Genomic DNA, 20,918 nt, shown 5'->3' on the forward strand with positions numbered 1-20,918 from the left:
TCAAGCGGAATCCTCCGCAGTCCCTCGGTCTTTCTCAAGCGACACATCAAATTCACTCAGCGCCGGTATCATCATTGCAGCGGTCGTGAACCCGTAGCCAACAACCAACGGAAAGACGACAAACAAATGATCGGTTTGGAGTAAAAACTGTGTGATTGCGTAAAACGTAATCAGCGGCAAGAAGAACGAAGCGACAAAAATGGCAGATGAAGGATTTCGCCAACCAAGTGATGCAAACAAAGCGGCACCACCACCAAGGATCATCACCAAGAAGGGGGCGAGTTGAAGTTGGAATGCACCGCGGAAGCTGACCATAATTGTCATGCAAATTGCGATTCCAACGCACAAGAAAAACACGGTCCCGAGACTCGCTAAGGTCGCGGTTCGACCGGCCACATAATTAAGCCCTGAATGAATCCCGAGCATGGTCACGAAGACGTAAAGTATGATCGCGCCGACAAAGACATAGGTGGCGTTTTCAATTGTCATCACCCCGGTTGCGGCCATGTAGATCACAAGCGCAAGCGGTAGCAGAATCATCTCTTTCGCTACATACAATACGCCGATCAGTTTCCCGAATACGAATTCGCTGGGTGAGATATCGGTCACAAGTAGCAAGTCCAAAGCCAACCCGTCACGTTCGCCGGTTACGGCATTGACTGCTAACGCGTTCACTAGGACGAGACTGACCACTCCTAGGATTGCCAATGGTAGCGTGGCGGCCGGTAACGCTCGCCCGACTCGGCCAGCGGGTTCCATGGCGACGCCACTTTGAACTTGAAAATAGATCGCACCGGCGATCAAGAGAAACAGCAGTGCAAAGGCGACTCGGATGACGACGACTTTTCGCCCATACGCCCAAGTGCAAATTTCTCGCCACAAGATCGGGTTCTTCCAAACCGATTTCGCTTGACGAACCTTCCAACTGGCAGGCTCCAAAACCGATTCGGCTTCCTCGGAAGTTTCTGGGGCCGGCGCTTTTAAACGGACTTCACGAGAGGGGTTCCAGACCCGTACCTTGGCGATGCCAAAACCCAAAATGACGGCGGACGACAAAACGGATACCAAGACGAACAAACCAATGCCGATTGCTGTTTCGTTTGACAGTGCGGCCAGTGGTGAGGCAGCTGCGAAAAGAGCTCGCGGTGGGCTCAATGCCAAGTTGACGGTTTCAGGGAAAAGGCCGCTGAGGGAAACGAGTTCCCCCACCGCGATGTACATCAAAAGCAGCAGCACGGTCAGTGCAATCGCTTGAAACGTCTTTTCTCGCCACAAGCCGACGACTGAGCCAATCGATCCCGCCAATACGATGGTGGCGGCTGTGACCAAAAAGACGCTCAATACCTGTTCTGGCGACACGCCGCCCATGAGCGGCAGCACGAGGAACAAGGGGAGGGCACAGATGAGCATCGAAAGAGGCCCAAGCAGACTTGCAGCCAACTTTCCGACGACCACCTCGAAGCCACTGAGACGTGTCATCAGCAACAGAATCAAAGTCCTCCGGTCTTTCTCCTGTGCAACACTACTGGCGGCACCCACGGCGGCAAGGCTGCATAGAACCAACAATTGTAACGGGGATAGCAGCGCGAACATCCAACCGCCAAAGCGGGCCGAATCCGATGTGGTCAGCAACGAGCGAGAACCGTCGAGGACCAAATAGCCGGTGCAAAGTAGCAGAAATAGCACCAGCACGTAGACACCTCGGCCGAGGTAGGTTTTGGGGCGTTTGGGGACAACGGTCGCTTCGCGATTAAGAACAGGTCCGAACATGTTGGTTTTTCAGAAATTAAGAACGTCGGTCCACTCGTTTGGGCCAATGAAAATACGGTATTCACGAGTTCAGGGGATGTAGATTACCAAACCAACTGTGTGAGAGTGAGTAGTGTTGTTATCGGAACAATCGACATATTCTGTCGGGAACGCTGGCGTGTTGCATTTCTTTCGATTCGTTGCGTGTTAGCCGCCCGTTCCTACGCGCGTTAGCGCACTATTGTTTCATTAAATAGAGCCTATTACCGCATTTTCACGAAGCTCTTCACGCTTCCCGAACGCTCACAAGCGTCTCATCGCCGAGAATTAGAAAGAGTCATCAATCATGTCGAAAGCACCATTTATGAAGGGATTTCTGGCGTTTATGGCAGAAGAAGACGCCGCTACTGCTATCGAATATGCCGTGATGGTAGGTTTGATTGTGGGTGTTTGCGTTGTTTCGGTGGAATATCTCGCTAGTAAGACGGAAGAAAGTTTCAATGCCTCAGCGGATGCCATTATCAACGGCACAGGAAGCTAGTCGGATGAAATGGAAGAAAATGCCGGCGATTTCGACGCGAAAATATGTCGTCGCGGACCCGCATGTCCAAGGTGCGATCTTGCGTCGCGTCGGTCTATACGCATTGGCGGCGATCGCCTACTACAGTGTGGTTTTGTTCTTCTCAATCTACGCAACCGGCCGTGTGGGAACGACGACGGATCGATTGTTTGAATGTCTCGATGACATTATCACCTGGTTGCCCGGACTGTTCGTACTCGGACCAATCGCTGCATACGACCTTTTGACGACTACCAACCGATTCGCTGGCCCTATTTGTCGTTTACGAAGGGAAATGAAGATGTTGGTCGATGACGAGAGTCCCCGTGAATTGACGTTCCGAGAGAACGATCATTGGAGCGAAGTCGCCAAACATTACAACGAACTACGCCAAGAGTTGCTTGAGCTTCGCGCCGAGTCGGCCCAAAACGGCGGTCGCCATAAGAATAATCTCAACGAAGAAATGGCCGAAGTGTTGATCTAAACAAATCGCACGCCGACCAAATCTGTGTCATAATCTCCTCCGTACGCATGACACCACTCTTCCCCCGCAGTACGGGCTCTTCTGAATGCAACTTGTTGAAAAATCGTTTCACGAAGATCGATGCATTCTCGGCCTCGACGCGTCAGGACTCGAAGATGCGATCCATAAGATCACCGCAGAACTGGTTCGCCGTGGGTTAATTGATCAGGAACAGAGCGACGTACTTAGCGCTCAACTTCTCGACCGTGAGCGGACCTCGGCGACGGCGATCGGTCGTGCGGTAGCAGTTCCACACGCGTACAGCGACGTATTGAGCGAACCGCTGGTCGTGTTCGCTCGATTGGAACATCCGATCAACGTCGGTGCGATGGACGGCGTGCCTGTTTCGTATATCTTTATGTTGATCGGCCCCGAAGCCGCTGCACGCCAACATATCGATACCTTGGCTGCGATCGCCCGTTTCATGAGCGACTCGGAAGCGAGGTTCGAACTTCGCCATGCGGAAGGCTCCGCGGGGCTTGCCGAGGCGTTCCGGCATTATGAAGGCCGGATCGCCCCGGGGGAAACTGCCGCCGAAGCAGACCGCTACCGAGGTCTTCGCTGGACAGGCCGATTGGGCGGAGGATTGGTTGGTGATTTACGGCGCCGCCTCCCACGGTATGCTTCGGACATTCGCGACGGCTTGCATCCTAAAAGCATCGCCTCGACGATGTTTCTGTTCTTTGCCTGCCTCGCTCCGACGGTCACGTTTGGTGGTGTGATTGGCGTGGGCACTCATGGTGAAATTGGGGCGGTCGAGACAATCGTGGCAACGGCAATTGGCGGCGTGATCTATGCGTTGTTCTCGGGCCAACCACTCAATATTCTCGGTACGACCGGGCCGCTATTGGTCTTTATCACCACGCTTTACCAGCTTTGTCGCCATCTCGAACTGCCGTTTTTGCCCACCTACGCCTGCGTCAGTTTGTGGACGGGTGGATTGACGATATTGTTGGCCGTTACCGACGCCAGCTTCTTGATGCGATTCTTTACTCGGTTTACCGACGAAATTTTCGCCGCGTTGATCTCAATGATTTTCATTTATGAAGCGATCTCGTCGCTGATTCGTGAATCGCAAGACGTCAATGACTTGTCAAACCCCTCGCATGCTTTGTTAACACTACTACTAGCGCTCGGGACGCTGTACCTAGCGACCAATTTGCAGGCGTTTCGGCGTAGCCGATTCTTGTTGCCGTGGATGCGAGAATGGCTTGGTGACTTTGGGCCAACGATCGCGCTTGTGGCAATGAGTGCGGTTGCGTATTGGCTTAGCAATGTCAATTTGGCTCAATTGGATATCCCCGACAAATTTGCTCCATCAATTCAAGGTGGCCGCGATTGGTTCGTCAATCCGATGCATGCACCGCGGTGGGTTTGGTGGGCTTCGTCGATTCCTGGGCTACTCGGTGCAGTCCTGGTTTATCTTGACCAAAACATCACGGCGCGGCTGGTCAACAGTGCCGACAACCGGCTTCGCAAAGGTCCGGCCTACCACTGGGATTTGGGTTTGGTCGGTGCGATGACAGCTTTGTTTAGCCTGTTTGGCTTGCCATGGTTGGTTGCTGCGACGGTACGCTCACTGAACCATGTCCGCAGCCTTGCGGATGTTGAAGAGGTGGTTTTGCCCAGTGGAGACCGTCGTGATAAAATCCTTCATGTTCGCGAAACGCGTGTGACCGGGTTTGCCATTCACATTGGCATCGGTGGTTCGCTGATTGCGTTATCGCTATTGAAGCTCGTTCCGATGGCGGTGCTTTATGGCATGTTCTTGTTCATGGGATTGGTATCCATGCGCGGCAATCAATTTCTCGAACGGCTGATGCTTCTACCGATGGAACGAAGTTTGTACCCGCAAACGCACTACATCCGCCGTGTGCCTTTTAAGGTCGTTCATCTTTACACGGCATTGCAATTGGTGTGCTTAACGATTCTTTGGTTGACCAAAAGCAGTGCCATCGCGATCATTTTTCCGCTGTTTATTGCATTGCTCGTCCCCGTGCGAATGATCGCGGGACAATACTTTAAGCCAAAGCATCTCGTTGCGCTCGATGCCGAAGAGATTCCGAGCGAATCAAGCAGCAGTTTGCCAGGTTAAATCACAGGTCCATTTTTAAACGCCTTGTCTCGGCTCGTTCGACGATTCGGCGTTTTTCGGGATCTGCGACCATCGACCAACTGCCGATCTCACTACGACTTCGGAAGCATCCTGTGCAAACTTGATGGTCGTTCAAAATGCACTTCCCAACACAAGGCGACGGAGTCGCCCCAAGCGAGGTGGTAGGTTCGAATTGACTCATCTCACAGTCCTCCTATAGTTCGTTGCCGATTTTGATTTCACCAATTTCGGAGATGACGTCGTCGATTTCTCGCATCACAGCATCGACCGGTTCCACGAAAACAACTTCTCGCGTTGGATTCAATGAATCGGTCGCATTTGACTTCGTTGGACTCGTCGACAATGGGCTCAAATCGAATGGTACTTGGTCGTCAAGCAAATCGCCCAGGTTAGGTTCCGATGACGTCGAAGCGAAGATGACCGAAACCACTTGTTCGCCATTCCCCGCTGGCAGTTCTACTGTTTGGTTGAGCAGGTTGATGACAACCAATGCATCCAAAGCGGTCAATTCGCCTTCGCCTGTGACATCAAAATAGAAGCCACCGAAAGTTTCCAGCGTATCAATCGATGGCAAGTTTGGCGTGGCTTGCATTAGCAATTGATTGATGATGGCAAGTGCATCGGAAGAGGCTACCGAACCGTTATTGTTCACGTCATAGTGGTCGCGAACGTTTTGCCATGAGGAAGTGGATTCAATGTGGATTTCCGTTTCACCTTGGCTAATGATATGCATAAAGACCCCGTCGACGATGCGAGGGTCCCGCAGCTCCCAAGCGGGATCGACAAAGACCGGACGCGATTTCGCATGAACGACCGTCGTGACTTCCGATCCTAGCGAGACGAGTGAAGTATCCGATCCAATATAGATCGAACTCGATCCCTCCCTTGCGACAATGATATGCTCAAATCCAACCACGGCATCGGTCAAGAAACCGCCAAGGTTCAGTTCACGATCGGTCGCTAGAATCGTCAATCGGTCAATCCCGTCGCCGCCGTCAAGGTGAAGCGAAGTGGAGTCGGACAATTCAACCGAATCTGTTCCACCAGCCAGATTGACTTCCGCGAGTCCAGTGTCAAAGGTGTTTTCCATTACCGTCAGATTTTGAACTCGGTCATCTGCGGTCCACTGGGACCGCTCGTTTGATTCAGAGAAGCTGAATTCGAAGCCCAAAGCGGCATCGCGAATGATCGGTTTTCCTTCGCTGGCGATCAGTTCGATATCGGTGATTGCGTGCTCTCCGATTGCAACCACCACATCGGTTGTCTCGGCATCCGCAAACGCTGGGTCGGAGTCGGTTGCAACGACTTGGATTCGAACGGTGCCTAGATCGTTTTCTTCGACTTCAAAATCGGGGATGCCAGAAAAGGAAACCGTTTGCGCCGAGTTCCAGTTTTCTGTAGTAAAGGTAAGCCGCGTCACGTTCACTGAAAAGTCATCAGATGACTGGTGAGATACCTCAATCACAACATCGGAATCGGGTTTGCTCGTCAAGCGGACTTCGACAAAGTCGGAGGTTCCCGATTCGCTTACTGCCGTGGTTCCGCTGGACTGTGCAACGATAAATCCGACTGGCGAGTAGTCATTGTCAACGATGCGAACCGAATCGCCGAACGAGGTGTAGCCGTCCGCGGTTCCATCAATGGTGATAACCGCGTCGTTGACGAGCGAATTGTTGGCGATGTCGAACGAGAAACTCGCCGTTTTGCTGCCGGATGGAATCGTGACACTCGGAGGAAGTAATAAGGGACCTGCGGGGGCTGACGATAGGGTGACCGTTAACGGAGTCGAAATGTCAGCGTCATTTCGCCGAACGATTCCGCTTCCAACCGAGGTGTCGGTGGATTTCATTTGGATGTCGTCGACCGCGAAATACGCCGGCGTGTTCATGCCGAAGTCGCCTACATCCGAACTGCTAAGCGAGAACGACAATGATCTCGCTTCGCCGATACTCGACAAATCAATTTTCGTCCATGCGTCGACAACGTAATCGAGCGAGTTGTCGCTGAATCGATAGTCGGCAAGATAAAATTCGATCTCCCCAATCGATTCGTTTGACGCGTCATAGCCTTCGATGGTCAGTAAGAACCAATCGGCATCGTCGCCACTTTCGCCGCCAAATTTTTTCGCAAAAAAGTCGCCGTCAAGCATCGATAGTGCTGAGTAGGTGGCGTTAGTGACCTGCAACGAATCGAACACAAAGTTGTCGGCGTCGTCGCTGCGCTCGATCGTCGGCGTCACGCCGCCAGTGGTGCCAATCGCGAAGGTTGCTGAGTCGTTGGCTCCGCTGCTAGTGATGGAACTGAATTGGTTTCCGTAGCCAGGCGTTGTGGAGTCGGTCGTGTTTGAAACGGCCCATCCCGACCATGATCCCCACGTTGGATTGAAGTCGTTGTTGAAAATCAACGCGGACGACTCGAATTGTCCTGCACCATCGGAGCCGTTGTAGGCTGTTTCGTTCGTCAGTTGCTGGCCGATTCGCTCAAAGTCGGCCCTCGGGGACCCTTGTGTTTCATTTAGCTGTGGCGTTTGAATCGTAAGCGTCACCGCGGGGGCATCGTCATCGGTGATAACAACATCGGCTGTAGCCGAGAGCCGGTTTGCGGCAGCCGAAAACGTCACCAATCGATTCTCGTCAGAGGTTGAATTGTCGAGCAATCGCACCGGGACTTCGATCGATGCTTGGCCTGTCGGTATCGTAACCGTTTGTGGTACTAGGGCTAAACCAGGATCGCTACTGGTCAGCGTGACTTCGATTGGGTCGGTCAATTCCATCTTTTCTCGGGTCACCAAAATCGATGGTGAATTCGATCCGCTGGATTGATCAAGTACAACATTGTCGATCGCGAAGTAGGCGGGTGTGTTCATCCCGAAGTCGCCGTTGTCGGACGAGCTAAGTGAGAATACAAGTTTCGTAGCGGCAGTCAACGATGACACATCGACCGTGGTCCAATCGCTGACAATGTAATCGAGACTATTGTCATCGAAGCGGTAATCCGCCAAGTAAAAGTCGACCGTCCCAACGGATTCATCCTGGTTGTTGAGTCCTTGGATTGTTAGCAGGAGCCAATCCGCATCATCGCCCGATTCACCACCAAACTTTTTGGCGAATGCGTCACCCTCACGCATCGACAATGCAGCGTAGGTGGTGTTGGTGACCGAAAGTTCTTTGAAGCCGATCCCGTTGGATTCGTCACGAACGATGTTGGGCAAGTCGATGCCGTACACCGATGCAACCGCGTAGGTGTCCGAGCCGTTTGCTCCGCCTGCAGCGAAAGCACTGTATTGATTAAAATAACCGGGAGTCGTCGTGTCAGTTGTGTTCGAAAACGCCCAGCCGGACCAAGATCCATACTCGGAGTTGTAGTCGTTGTTGAAGTTGAGGCTATTGGAAGTAAAACCTCCACGGCCATCGGAACCATTGTTGAAAGATTCCTCGCTGAGTCGCGAACCTACATCTTCAAATTGGGTGGTGGGAAAAGCGTCCGATTCCGAAAATTCGCTAGGATTAGAGGTGATGGCCAATGCTGCGATGTCGTTGTCGGACACGACGACCTGAGACGTCGCTGATACGAATCCGTTTGCCGATGCGGTCAACGGTACCGTTGATTGCCCATGGTCGATTTCATCATCCACGCCGGTAATGTCAAACATAACCGACGTTGCTCCGGCCGGAATAATTACCGTCTCCGGTAGGGATGCGATTGCAGGCAAATCGCTCGATAAATTTACTGTCAATGCGGTCGCTTTGTTTGCATCGGGCCGCGTCACGGTAGCAGTCACCGTGTCGCCTTCATCAACGGTGGATGGATTGACGCTGAAGGTTAGTGGCGGCAAGTCGTCTTCTACGACTTGCAACGTTCGTGTGGCTTGTAGGCCGCTGGTTGTGGAAGCGGTCAATTCCACCATCACATCGCCGAGCGAAACTTGGTTGTCGATCACACCGATTGAAAAATCGACGAACGCTTGGCCCGCCGGGATCGAGACGGAGGCGGGTACCGATAGCGATGCGTTGTTTGGCTGAAGCTGAACGACCTGCGCGGACGCCAGGCTGGTTCCACCACGTGTGACTCGCGCCGTGGTTGCCTGGCTGCCAGCGTCCTCGGTAACAGCATACTTCAAAAAGTCGATTGCCAAGCCAGGTTCAACAAGTTGAAGATTATCAACTGCAAAGAACGCAGGAGTGTTCATCCCAAAGGTTCCCACATCGGACGACGTCAAAGCAAATTGCAGCGACGCGGCTTGGCCGAGCGATGACAAGTCAATCGTTTGCCATGTGTCAACGATGTAGTCCGAAGCTGAATCGGCAAACCGGTAGTCTGCTAAATAGAAGTCAACGGTTCCGACGCTTGCGCCGCCTGGATCCTTGCCTTCGATTGTCAGCAAGAACCAATCAGGTTCGTTGCCGCTCGCACCGCCAAATGGTTCGGCGAAGGAATCGCCGTCTCGCATGGACAACGCCGCGTAGGTCGTGTTGGTAACTTGGATCGATTGAACCATTCCGGCACCAACGGGTAACGTAATCGTCGGTGGTTCGTAGAAATCCGATTGATCCGCAAAAGCGACGGCGAAAGTCCCGGAGCCTGTGGCTCCTTGGCCGGGAAACGCACTGAACGAGTTTTCGAATCCTGGCGTTGTCGTATTGGTCTCGTTCGAATAGGCCCATCCGTTCCACGCCCCAGAGTCGAGCGAAATCGCGTTGTTAAACGTTGCACCAGCGGTTTGGAATTGCCCAACGGTCGTTAACTCATCATATGCTCCGGTGATGGTTGTGCCGTTCGGATCCGGACCATTCCAATGCGAATTCGCACCAAGTGTAGCACCGACGTCCTCGAAGTCGATCGACGATATTGTCACCGGCGATTGATTCATCACTGCGACACCGTCAAGGTCGAATCCTGCACTGCCGTTCGTGGGATAAGGATCGAAGATTGAATCGTTGCTAGTGTCTTTGGCCGAACCATCACCGACGATATCGATGACACGGACGTGAGTCACACTCGTTACGTCTAGAAACGGGGATGTGCCTTTCAGCGAGGCTAGGTCGAATGGTGTACCAAATCCTTGACGGTATTTTCCCGCTAGCCCGTTGATCTGTGTTGGATCCAGCGATTCGTAAGTTCCAACCGCTGCGTCCGTTTGCGAGTCATTTGCAAAACGAAAGAAATGAACTCCATCGGACGAAACTTCGACGTAGCCAAGTTCCAAGAATGAATCGGTCAATGCGTTTTCAAAGACAGCGAAATCATTGCCGAGTCCATCGCGAATCGGTGCGTCAAATTCAAGCGTGATTTGACCGCCACGACCAAGCGTGACAACGTCGCCAGTATTGCCTTCGGCTGGTCCGATGGCTTTATGAGGTGTTTGCCATTGTGCGTCGACTTCAGCACCGGGAGCGTAGTCTTTCCAATTTGTTGCCCACCCAATGATTGCGGCGTCATCCATTGAGATTGCGGTACTGCCGATTTCACCAGCAGCCGGTGCATAGGGCCCCGCAGCGAGCAATCGACGATCCTCGAGAATTTCGGTGGTCAGTCGGCGACGAAGCGAAGTGGCAAACGAGCGGCGTTTTTTAGTGTTCATGTTATTGTGAATTTGAATGCTATTTGATCAAGATGGATTTCAGGGATGATAGGTAAAGAATTACCAGGCTTCGGTGACCACTTCCTTGCCAGCTCGGGTGCAAATGGATGCCAACACTTCTAGGTCCATGCTGTCGGTTAAGAACCTGACTGCACCGTCGCCAAATAGGCCGTGCACGCCTTGGGGGTGATAGGATCGCATGTCGTTTTCGAATTTTGGTGCGTGGTTGATTTGGAACGCTTGGTCGAACAAATTCTTTCCATTGATCCATTGTCCATCCGCGAATCCCGCGTCTTCGGAAACGACAATCGTGGTCGATGTTCCGTCTAGGATGTCGCGGAATCGGATCGCACGATCATGGATCATGACACCCGACGGAGGATCGTTGCGGCTGACAATGCGTTCCCCATAGATGCCGCCGTAATCCGTCACGCCACGGTCTTTCAATCGATTGCTCGACCGTGGTGTCGATGGGCAGATGTAAGTGGGGATCACGGATGCAGCCACATCGGCATTGATCGGGTCATCGTAGGGAACACTAAAATTGATTCGTTCCCAAACCGCCGTTTGCTCAATCTGAGGCAACACGAACGCTGACCAGGCGAACTCTTTGCCGTTTGGCCAAAGCGGGCGAGGTTGTAGGTCACCGATGGGGAATCGATTGAACGCGGCGTGGTAGTTGTGAAGCCCTAAACCGATTTGGTGCAACCGGTTTTGGCATTGCATTCGCCTTGCCGCTTCGCGAGTCGCCTGGACGGCGGGAAGCAACAATCCCACCAGAACGCCGATGATGGCAATGACCACCAAGAGTTCAACCAAGGTGAACGCCCTTGGACGCGGAGAACGCAATCGCGAAGTGGTCATGGACTTAACCGCATTAAAAATCGGAATAGTTACGATGGTCAACAATTTCCAGCGCATGACGAACATGATTCACGCGTGTGACTCAAAACCCGTGGTGGGGCCATTCCTGCAAGTCACGATGCGCGATTCTGATGCGAACCTCACCCAAGAAGGTTTTTGTCGAAAGCAGCGACAAAATGCCGCCAGCTTTCCGAGCACCCGGTGAGGTCGGTAGGTCTTCTGACTACTGGATGCACATTACCCACTTCCGCCTTCTCATCGTCGATCGTTCCCGAGGGGAGCGAACAAACAACAATGGCATGAAAGAGTGAAGGAGTAGCTTGGTGCACTTTCGAACCGCCATTACGCGGCCCTACCGGAGCACCAACATCCATTACAGCGGCCGGGCCGTCTCGGGTTTTCACCGAAGTTCCCTGTTTCCGCAAAACCAATAATCCCAAGGTTTTGTGGCACCGCTCACCGTTAGCTCTGACTTTATCTTTGTGTCTGCAAACTGTCAAACCAGTGTGCTTTTTTTGTCAGGGCAACCCGCCACCGATTGGCCCAAAACGGCGGTGATTCGAACATCGCCGTGCCCAGGGAAACCACCCGCAAAGTCCTCAGGGCAGCATTGGGACACGCCTCTAAATCGAGCACCTGTAACTAAAAATGGACTCGATCAGCCTTTCCGCCCGGGGACTACTGCGGCACCACGTCGATGTATACCGAATACCGGTCATACGTCTCGAAGAACGGTTTGAGTTGCAGTTCGCCGATTTGGAAGCGTAGTTTGCTAGGGTCCCCCACGATTGATTGGCCGATGTCGTTGGTGTTGATTTTCACTTGTCGCCACGTCGACAGCGGTCCCGGTTCGTCGATTGCCAACAGGACTGGGCCGAAGAAGATGCTTGCAATATTCGGCTGGTCCATGATGCGGCTGAGACGGAAACTCATCGGTATCTGCAAGTCGATTGTGTCACCGCTTTTCCACTGTCGATCAAGCGTCAGGTACTTTCCTTTGGGCAATTCGACGGTCTGACTCATTCCGTTGATTGACACATGCATTCCATTTGTCGCCCACGAGGGGACTCGCACCATGATGGCAAATTGGCCATCGCCATCGATCGTCAGTCGCGTGCGGTCAGAGTAGGGAAAGCTCGTCGCTTGCGTTACCTCGATGCCACGTTCGTTCCAATCGAGTTTGGAGGGCACGAATAGGTTCACGTACAGCTTGCTATTGTCCACGCTCTTGAAGTAGATCGAATCTTGTAGCTTCGTGCTGCTTTCCAATGCAGTGCCATTGCAGCAGGTAAAGCCACGCATCCCTGCGTTGCCAAACCGTTTCCTCGATGCGGGGTTAAGTGGCACGTGATAGGTGTTCCCCGGATTGTCCTCGTCAACCGAAGCCAGGATGTGGTTGTAGAGAGCTTGTTCGTAGTAATCCATGTACTTCGTATCGGGCGAGTGCATGAATAGTTGGCGGCTGAGTTTTAGCAAGTTGTAGGTCGCACAGGTTTCATTTTGACCGCCGCTCGAGAAACCGTTCCGGAACAGACTATCGGGTTCGGCGGGAAAGCACTCTGCGTTATTGGGCGTGCTGGCACCCGCGACACCGCCAATGGCGTACATGTACGAGCCAGTGACGATATGCCAAAAGTTGTCGGCTAGATGGAAGTAGCGCGGATCTCGGTTGGAGCGATAGGTTTCAAGTGCTCCGGTGATCTGTGGGATGTGCTGGTTTGCGTGCTTGCCGCGAATGGTGTCGACGTTACACGCTAGGCCGTGCGTACGATCAGCATTCCCGAAGAAGAAGTCAATGTTGTCGAACAGTTGCGCACACTCTAGAAATCGTGCGTCGTCCGTCAGTCGATACAGTCGAGCCATCACTTCGTTCATGCCACCGAATTCGCCGGCAATGTAGCGATTCCACATCTGGATGCGCGTTTGTGCGGGCACGTGTCGTAGCCGCTCATATACCCAAAGTCCCATGCCGTTGCCAACTTTGAGAGCCTTCTCATTTCCGCCGACTTCGTAACAATCGAGCAAGCCAGCAATGATTTTATGAAGCGTGTAATAGGGGGCCCAAACTTGATTGTTCCGACCACCATAGGTTGCCCCCTGTTCAAGCATGATGAATTGGTCCGGTGGGTAGGCGCTAATATACCCTTTGCCCCAATTCCAGTAATCGGTGCGAATACCATCTTCACTAAGGTCCGATGTGTAGCCATCGCGTCCGGGGCCAGGTGGCACGCTTGCCGGATCGGCGTTGAAGTCGCCTTCCGCAATCCGTGGCCTACCGGATTTTTCAGAGAGCCCACCGGATTTTTCAGAGAGGTCGTGAAGCGTTTCGATCAAGTAGTCCATCTTCTGTTTGAAATTGGCCCGCAACGTTTCGTCGTACGTACAGCTAGCGTATGCCTGTGCGATCGCGGACAAGTAGTGTCCGCTGGCGTGTCCACGCAATCGCGTGGTTTGGCTATCCCAGCCCCCTAGCGGTCGTGCGCCGTCGGGTTGCTCTTGTCCAAATGCATCCCGAAACATATAGAGGAAACTATCGGCATTCGTGAGCGTTAGCGACTTGAAGAACTTGTCGCGGTTCTTGATGAAAGGAGTTGCGTGTCCTTGTCCGTCGTGGTTCAGGGTTACTCGTCCCAACGGAAAGGGAGCAAGCAGTTGCACCGCTGTTGTCGTGGTATTGTCTGATGCGGGGGCGACATGAATAACTGCTTTGGGGTGGAGGTCCGTGCCTGGGATCGATCCAGTAATCGTGTATGTCCCCACGTCGAGAGCTTCGGAATTGTTTTTCGGCGCCGGCCAAATCACGCGTACCTTGGGTCTATCGCCTCCGTTGTTGAACGTGGCTGGAACCCAAAGAGGTAACCGTGGAAGGTGTCCCACAACGGTTTCGACGTTCACGTCGGGCACTGCGACAATGGACGTCCCGTAGACAGCCGAAGAGGATACGGCCATGGATTGGGTTTGGTCGGGTTGAGGTGCGGTTTGAGGGCTTGACGATGGTATCGTATCGGTCGAAAGCGTGTCGCGATGGATCGTTGCTACCTGAGCGTCGGTTAACGCAATTGTATAGACCCGGACATCATGTAGTTTGGCATGTGCGGTCTCGTCGGTATCGTATTGCGAACGACCAATGAAAAGACGGTTCTTGTCGCCATCTTCTTGGTGCAGTACATCCTCAAGAGTCAAAGCGATGTTTGTTGCGTGGCCAACTTGCTTGCCATCGGCGTAGGTCGTCAATGTCTGTTTTGAAGCATCCAGTACAATTGCAAGATGTACCCATCGGTTCAATGCGATTCGTGCCGACATCGGTCCGTTCTCGTTGTTCCATCCCGTCGCGGTGATGCGTGCTCGAAAGCCTTCGTTAGGTTGCTCTCCCATCGGCGTGCAAAAGAAATTAGCAGTCGGTCCCTGTCCGAAGTCGAAGAGTCGTTGCCATGCTTGTTCGGATCGGAAGAAAACCCAGCTAGTAATGCTCACAGTATCAAACCCTATCAATGCGTTTCCTGGAATTTGTAGGAACCCGCCACGGCCGCCAGCAAGCGATAGAACTCGACCGAATTTTTCGTCGTCGACGTATGACACCGGTGCGCCGTGAACCGCAGCATGGTGATTGTTTCGGGACCAATCTTGCGAGTTGCCTGCCAATACGTATCGGGCAGCCAATGCTGTTTCGCCGATACCGTTGAGGAACTGGTCTCCCTGAGAGTGTTGCGATTGGGCAAGCTTCAACGGAAGACTTAACGCGACCACAATTAGGCTCAGTATCGCAAATGCTGTAGCGTGAGGGGGTCTCATGCGATTGCCTTGAAAAAGATTGGATAAAAGAGCATCAGGAAGTCTTCAAGCAACACTCATGTTTGATGAGTCTATCTGAAGCAGGAGTTCAGAAAGGGCCCCGTGTTTCTTAAGCCCCGTGTTTTCAGGCCCTAATATGAGTGGCTCTTGCAAGTCGGAAGGGCAATGCCAGGGTAGGGGAAATGCAACACTTCGGCTAACCATGATAGCCGACTGAATTGCTTGTTGCGTCTTTGTCAGTATTCACCGCGAAGCGACATGTTATCATTGCGGCTTCCCTTGTTGAACCTGCTGTTACTCATCAAATATGAAGAGTCGTTGTTATGAACATGCCGTATCTTGATCGTCTAAGTCTCGCAGGCATAGCAATTTCCTTGCTGATTGCAAGTCCTTCGCATGCTCAATGTTGGCGAGGTTTTTTGGTTCCAGTGCTACAGGAACAAAAGTGCGTCCTGGCATCGGACGAGCAGCGCGAGGCACCATCGGCTGTTTTACCAGGCTTGAACGCCGATCCGCACATCGCGGTGTTTGAGGATACGTTTTACATTTATCCAACAACCGATGGAAATCCTGGTTGGGGTTCCACTTTGTTTCGGACGTGGTCGTCGAGAGACCTCGTGAACTGGACGAACGAAGGCGTCATTCTTGACCTGCCGCGTGATCTGAAATGGGCGGATGTCCATGCATGGGCTCCCGCGATCGCCACGAAGAATGACAAGTACTTCTATTACTTTAGTGCCGCCCAGAATATTGGCGTCGCCGTGGCTGACCGCCCTCAAGGTCCGTTCAAAGATCCACTCGGTGAGCCTCTTGTGGCGAAGGGAGACTACCGGAAAATGCAATGCATTGATCCGATGGTCTTTGTCGATGACGACGGATCCGCTTACTTGTATTGGGGGCAAGGTCGCTGCAAAGTTGTTAAGTTGAATGACGACATGATTTCGTTTAATCCAGGTGAAGTAAAAGACATCACGCCGCCGGGTTACAATGAAGGGGCGTTTCTTCATAAACGAAATGGGAAGTACTATCTCAGTTGGTCGGAATACGACACCCGTGATCCACGCTACTCTGTTGCTTACGGCACTTCGGATTCGCCGCTGGGACCGTTCGAGAAGGCTCCGGTCAATCCGATTCTAAGTCAGGATGGCATCGTCAAAGGTGCCGGCCACCATTCGATTGTCCAGATACCCGGTAGCGATGAGTGGGTGATCGCCTTCCACCGGTTCCGTATCCCCGATGGCAACGGTTTTAACCGTGAAACCTGTCTTGCTCCGCTGCGACACGCCGCGAACGGTCGCCTGTTATCGGTTGACGTTTTTGAGTCCGTGCCCGCAGTCGGCCCCTCAAATAAGAAAAATTGAGGATGCAAATGGGTGCCATGGCCACAGGGACGGCGGCCTGCAACGGTGCCGTCCCTGGGAGTGAATGACGCTGTTTACTTCTTCAGTGCGTCGCGGATTTCGGTCAACAGCACAATGTCAGCTGCTGGGGGAGCTTCTTCTTCTGCCTTCTTCATCCACTTTGCGGCGACTTTCAATGCCACGAAAATCACAAACGCGAGAATCGTAAAGTCGATGACGTTCTGAATGAAACTGCCGTAATGGATAGCTGCTTGGACTTGTTCTCCGTCAGCGTTCTCGATCATTTTTCCCAAGGGCATCTTGAGACTTGACATGTCGGGAACGCCTGCGATTACAGCAATTAGAGGCGAAACGATGTTGTCGATGAAGGACTTTACAATTGCCGCAGCGGCACTGCCCATGATGATGCCGACAGCCATGTCGATAAGATTGCCTTTAAATGCGAAATCCTTGAAGTCTTGAATGAAACTCATTTGAAATGTTCTCTTTGGTAAATTGATGAAGTTGAAACTTGGAATCGCTTGCCAGCGTGTATCAAAAAAACGCCGGTTCCGAATTTCGGTGTAAGGTCATAGCCGCCAATTGGTTAGGCTGCGGGACTGTTCTAGAGAAAGCGTAAGTGAGTTCGAACTTCCGCACAAAATCGATCCAAACGACGGCGCACGGGCTGCTTATTTCGCCTAATGTTGCCATCTGTGTGATGGCGAGCGTTCAGGCCAGTGTCGTCGGAGCTATATTCCGGGGTATTCGCCGTCAATTGAGATGCTCACTGGTAGCGATCAAAGGCAAGCTGCGCGAGAGGTGTTCAGGCCGATTGCAGCGTAAGTATTCGCTCGTCAAACGATTGCATCTGCGTTTTTGCTCCGTGTTTGTCTCGGTCTTATTGGGGCAGACTTCTGCGGTTGTTTCTCTCTGGATTGCCGGTTGTTAGCCGTCCGCTCCAAAAGTCGTCCACCAGTGCGTAGGCTGTGGGGTCATACGCTTTCAGGCCCTCGGGACCATTCGCGGGCTTTGGGCCCTCCATGTGTAGGTCACCGTGGGTCCCGAAGTACCACATGGCCAGCTCTGCAAAGAACTCGTGGGTGTTGGTTCCAGCGTAGGAATTGACCCAATGCCCTGCGTCGAGCGACCTTTGCCGTTGGTCCTCGAAACGTTGGCGAATTGCCCTGGGAACACCGTGGCCAAGAATGTTGTGAGCAAATTCGTGTACACAAATGTCACGGCCTTGATAGCGGTCCTGTTTCAGGCGAAGTAGGTTTTCTTCCCCACAGGAGGTCAACAGCCCACCCATCCCGCGAGTCCGCTCGTCGCGAGTCAGGCCATTGTATTCGGCAATGGGTTTGCCCTTGTCGTGTCGCCATTCGGGCAAGTCTGTGGTGACTTGATTCCTGCCGATGATGTGCAACTCTGCCCCGACTGCGGCTAGGCTTGCAGGAACGTTCGGCAGGTTGGCCATCATCCTATCCAAACGATCGTAGGCTTCGAAAAGAGCTTCGTCGACGACTTCCTTAGGGGCTTTGATCGGGATGCCCTTGAAATTCAGTTGCTTCGCAAAGAAATCCTTCTCAGGTGGTTCGATCGTCTCGATCGCTAGTTTGTAGGAATCGGGGCGTTGTTTGGAATCCGATAGTGTAGGACTCGCTTGCGTCTTGAAGCGGATAACCGTCAGCGAATGCGGTTGAAGCTGAAGCGTGCACTTTGGTCCGTGGACTTCCATTAGGGTCGTCCGAGGTGAGATCTTATTTGGTTCGTCGAGTGAGTTGTTTTCGCTAAGGGACGCGCCGGTCAGGACGGTGACGGCGGCTTTTCCTGGTTTGACCTGTGCCCCTGAGATAGACACGTTGGTCGCCATCCGCTGATCCGAAATGTTGATGGCCTTGAGGATGATGTCTCCGCTGGCCTCATCCGGACCGGCAACGGCAAAGACCTTGGTCTCCGAAGGAGCCTGACCCTCGTTAACCAACTGACCGTCCAGAAAACAGCGAATTTGTTGTCCGCTGACCTCAACCTTGATGTCATACCAGCGATTGTCCTCAATCCGACCGCGGACGGGTCGGCCCACAGGGCTCTGGTTAAACTCGATGGCGTGTTGGCTATTGCCCCATCCTCCGAGGTTCCACCAATACCGGTCTGGTCCCTTGTGTCCAAAGGCGATCAGGAATCCCTCGCCACCGCTGAGTCTGCGGGCTTTGAGTGTAAGTGTGTAATCGGTCCATGTCTCATCGCCAAAATAGCTGAGTCCCTGGCCCCGTCGGCTTTGGCGGTAGACTCCATCCGCTACGTTCCAACGACCATGATCCGGTGTCCAGCCTGCTGCGTCCTCTGTAAAATCAGAGGCATAGAGGACCTTGCCTTGCTGTTCTACACGCACGGCTTTGAACTCGGCGGTTGCGTCCCAGGTGCCCACGCCGATTTGTCCAGTGACCTTTTGAGGACCGGCATCGGGGAACGTTACTTCGGTTTGGACGGTGTGAGTGGGGAGGTTGGTGCCGAGCATTTTCCAGAGGTAATACGAAGCGGTTCCGAAGATGCGGGTTCCGTCGTAATAGATCATGGCATGCCATGGCGGCGGCGCATTGGTCAGCTCCGTGCGGCCCTTTACATGCCCCAGCAGCGGAGCATAAGAGACCATGTTGACGGTATCGCTGTTCCGCTCGCAACCCAGAAGGAACACGCCCTCGGCGAGCGCTGCCAAGAGGTTGCCCCGGAGCGGTCCGCCTTCCCCGCTGGTGACGGCCACTTCGCCCAAGTACAGAGGTGGCAGATGGCGATCACGGCCATCGTATTCATTGAACCGAGAGAGGAACCAGCGTGGGGAGTTGTAATAGTGGCGGTCCTCGATGTCGAATACGGCATGGCCCAGTGACTCTCGGCTTGTCCACGACAGGTCCGCTAAGTAGGTCAAGTCGGGGTGTTTGGACTTCATCGCATCGTGCACGTATCGGTACCTCTCGCCGTATTCCGGTCCCTGGTTCTCATTTCCAATCTCGATGTATTTAAGGTCAAAGGAATCGGGGTGACCGGCCTTGGCTCGCATGGTTCCCCACTTGGAATCAGCAGGGCCATTGGCGTACGCCACGATGTCGAGGAAATTGTCCCGGACCCAGCCCATCTCTTCCATCGGTACGGTCTCCCGTTGGCGGAAGATGCAGGTTTGGCCGCAGAAGCCCACCCACAGCGGTTTTGCGTCGACGTCTTCGATGAATCGGAGGTACTCATATAATCCCATGCCATGAGTTTGGCGATAGTTCCAAGGGCCCCATCGCTCCGGACGATCCTCAACAGGTCCGACTGTGAGTTTCCAGTTGTAGGCGGTCTCTACCGTGCCGCCTTCCACCACGCATCCGCCGGGGAAGCGTACGAAACCCGGTTTGAGGTCTGCGATCATCTGGGCGATGTCCAAACGCAAACCATTGGATTGGCCCTTCCATGTTTCTTCTGGGAATAGCGAAACGAAGTCCAACCAAATTTGACCCTTGTCACCAGCCAGGATGACCAACCGAGCTTTAGAATCTGTCTTCGTAGCAGTAAGGGTGAGTTTGTGCTGTTTCCATTCCGCGGTGATGCCATGCACTTCCGGCTCATCCGAACAGGCTGTGCCTGAGGCATCTTCCAAGCGAACCGTCAGCGGTCCATTGAATCGATCGCCGCTGCGGGCATAGAGCGACAACGCGTACGACTCGCCTTTTCGGATTCCCATGCCAAAGAAACCGCCGTTGGACACGCCGATTCTTCCCTTCGTAGCGTCTTCCACATCAAGACGCAGGCAATACGCAGAGGATTCGGTTACTCCGCCGTTCGTCTCTAAGTGCATCGTCCCTGCTGCGGATCCTTGCTGTACCAGAGACCAAAAAGGTACGCCGTTGGTAGAGTAGCCGTATCGAGAGAATCCGGAGTCGAAGCCCCCGGCGTCCACCCAGCGGCCGTTCCGCAGCGTGTAGCCCTCGGGTGGTCGCGAATCTTCGAAGGCACGGTTGCGGATCAATTCCCCGTACAAGCCGCCGTCCACTCCATGGTTGATCTCCTCCAAGAAGATTCCATACATACGGGGATTGATCTTGGGGCCTGGATTTGATGCGTCGATAGTCACCGTCGCTGTGTCTGCCACGATTGCTGTGTCGGCCGAGGTTGCTGTGTCGGCCGAGGTTGCTGTGTCGGCCGGGATGAATATGGCAGTCAAGAGGCACATCAATCTAATCACACTCAGGCGTATCATCGCCATGGCATCCGTCCTTCAAGGAATACAAGTTTCGATTTTACAGGCACGTTTGTCGACAAACATGATTCTATGAGCAGAAAGGAATAGGGTAGAAGTGGGCAATTAGGCGATGCGATCCGCTTCAGGCTCGATAGCCGGGTGTTCCGTCGTGTTT

At 53.3% G+C, this 20,918-nt stretch carries 11 protein-coding genes and 1 riboswitch; of the genes, 4 read left to right on the plus strand and 7 right to left on the minus strand.

The window, feature by feature from the left end:
• Positions 1 to 1,770 carry an ABC-2 transporter permease gene (locus tag CA13_RS20875; RefSeq protein WP_146399917.1) on the minus strand — a complete coding sequence of 590 codons (1,770 nt, stop codon included), beginning with the start codon at positions 1,768 to 1,770 and terminating at the stop codon, positions 1 to 3.
• 325 nt (positions 1,771 to 2,095) lie between these two features.
• On the opposite strand from CA13_RS20875, the gene CA13_RS20880 reads away from it, so the two are divergent.
• From CA13_RS20880 to CA13_RS20890, 3 genes are all read left to right on the plus strand, one after another.
• Positions 2,096 to 2,290 (plus strand): Flp family type IVb pilin, encoded by a 195-nt coding sequence (locus CA13_RS20880; protein WP_146399919.1) that lies wholly within the window; start codon positions 2,096 to 2,098, stop codon positions 2,288 to 2,290.
• A gap of 4 nt (positions 2,291 to 2,294) precedes the next feature.
• Positions 2,295 to 2,792, plus strand: coding sequence for a hypothetical protein (locus CA13_RS20885; protein ID WP_146399921.1), 498 nt, complete (start codon positions 2,295 to 2,297; stop codon positions 2,790 to 2,792).
• Between the two features lie 85 nt (positions 2,793 to 2,877).
• A complete protein-coding gene (locus CA13_RS20890) occupies positions 2,878 to 4,926 on the plus strand; it encodes a PTS sugar transporter subunit IIA (protein ID WP_146399923.1) in 2,049 nt (682 codons plus the stop codon).
• Position 4,927: 1 nt separating this feature from the next.
• Here the strand turns inward: CA13_RS20890 and CA13_RS20895 are convergent, their stop codons facing one another.
• The 4 genes from CA13_RS20895 to CA13_RS20910 all read right to left on the minus strand — a co-directional run bounded on the left by CA13_RS20895 (position 4,928) and on the right by CA13_RS20910 (position 15,184).
• Positions 4,928 to 5,128, minus strand: coding sequence for a DUF1289 domain-containing protein (locus tag CA13_RS20895; RefSeq protein WP_146399925.1), 201 nt, complete (start codon positions 5,126 to 5,128; stop codon positions 4,928 to 4,930).
• 12 nt (positions 5,129 to 5,140) lie between these two features.
• Entirely contained in the window at positions 5,141 to 10,528 is a 5,388-nt protein-coding gene (locus tag CA13_RS20900; protein ID WP_146399927.1) for a DUF4465 domain-containing protein, read from the minus strand.
• A gap of 60 nt (positions 10,529 to 10,588) precedes the next feature.
• Complete coding sequence (locus CA13_RS20905; protein ID WP_473087474.1) at positions 10,589 to 11,347, minus strand: DUF1559 family PulG-like putative transporter; 759 nt, start codon at positions 11,345 to 11,347, stop codon at positions 10,589 to 10,591.
• A 237-nt stretch (positions 11,348 to 11,584) separates the two neighbouring features.
• A riboswitch (cobalamin riboswitch) is annotated at positions 11,585 to 11,862 on the minus strand.
• 208 nt (positions 11,863 to 12,070) lie between these two features.
• Positions 12,071 to 15,184 (minus strand): beta-L-arabinofuranosidase domain-containing protein, encoded by a 3,114-nt coding sequence (locus CA13_RS20910; protein ID WP_146399931.1) that lies wholly within the window; start codon positions 15,182 to 15,184, stop codon positions 12,071 to 12,073.
• Positions 15,185 to 15,507: 323 nt separating this feature from the next.
• Between CA13_RS20910 and CA13_RS20915 the strand changes: the two genes are divergently transcribed.
• On the plus strand, positions 15,508 to 16,545 hold the full coding sequence (locus tag CA13_RS20915) for a family 43 glycosylhydrolase (protein ID WP_146399932.1): 1,038 nt from the start codon (positions 15,508 to 15,510) through the stop codon (positions 16,543 to 16,545).
• Positions 16,546 to 16,619: 74 nt separating this feature from the next.
• Here the strand turns inward: CA13_RS20915 and mscL are convergent, their stop codons facing one another.
• Together mscL and CA13_RS20925 are read right to left on the minus strand one after the other, a co-directional pair.
• Positions 16,620 to 17,018 (minus strand): large conductance mechanosensitive channel protein MscL, encoded by a 399-nt coding sequence (gene mscL / locus CA13_RS20920; protein WP_146399934.1) that lies wholly within the window; start codon positions 17,016 to 17,018, stop codon positions 16,620 to 16,622.
• A gap of 407 nt (positions 17,019 to 17,425) precedes the next feature.
• Positions 17,426 to 20,767 (minus strand): alpha-L-arabinofuranosidase C-terminal domain-containing protein, encoded by a 3,342-nt coding sequence (locus tag CA13_RS20925; protein ID WP_146399936.1) that lies wholly within the window; start codon positions 20,765 to 20,767, stop codon positions 17,426 to 17,428.
• Positions 20,768 to 20,918 lie beyond the last annotated feature (151 nt).

Origin of the sequence: Novipirellula herctigrandis (genome assembly GCA_007859835.1) — a bacterium.
GTDB classification, from domain to species: domain Bacteria; phylum Planctomycetota; class Planctomycetia; order Pirellulales; family Pirellulaceae; genus Novipirellula_A; species Novipirellula_A herctigrandis.

Coding starts and splice junctions, on each gene's coding strand:
- CA13_RS20875 (WP_146399917.1), bottom strand. CDS start 1,770: ATGTTCGGACCTGTTCTTAATCGCGAAGCGACCGTTGTCCCCAAACGC.
- CA13_RS20915 (WP_146399932.1), top strand. CDS start 15,508: ATGAACATGCCGTATCTTGATCGTCTAAGTCTCGCAGGCATAGCAATT.
- CA13_RS20925 (WP_146399936.1), bottom strand. CDS start 20,767: ATGGCGATGATACGCCTGAGTGTGATTAGATTGATGTGCCTCTTGACT.
- CA13_RS20895 (WP_146399925.1), bottom strand. CDS start 5,128: ATGAGTCAATTCGAACCTACCACCTCGCTTGGGGCGACTCCGTCGCCT.
- CA13_RS20890 (WP_146399923.1), top strand. CDS start 2,878: ATGCAACTTGTTGAAAAATCGTTTCACGAAGATCGATGCATTCTCGGC.
- CA13_RS20910 (WP_146399931.1), bottom strand. CDS start 15,184: ATGAGACCCCCTCACGCTACAGCATTTGCGATACTGAGCCTAATTGTG.
- CA13_RS20900 (WP_146399927.1), bottom strand. CDS start 10,528: ATGAACACTAAAAAACGCCGCTCGTTTGCCACTTCGCTTCGTCGCCGA.
- mscL (WP_146399934.1), bottom strand. CDS start 17,018: ATGAGTTTCATTCAAGACTTCAAGGATTTCGCATTTAAAGGCAATCTT.
- CA13_RS20880 (WP_146399919.1), top strand. CDS start 2,096: ATGTCGAAAGCACCATTTATGAAGGGATTTCTGGCGTTTATGGCAGAA.
- CA13_RS20885 (WP_146399921.1), top strand. CDS start 2,295: ATGAAATGGAAGAAAATGCCGGCGATTTCGACGCGAAAATATGTCGTC.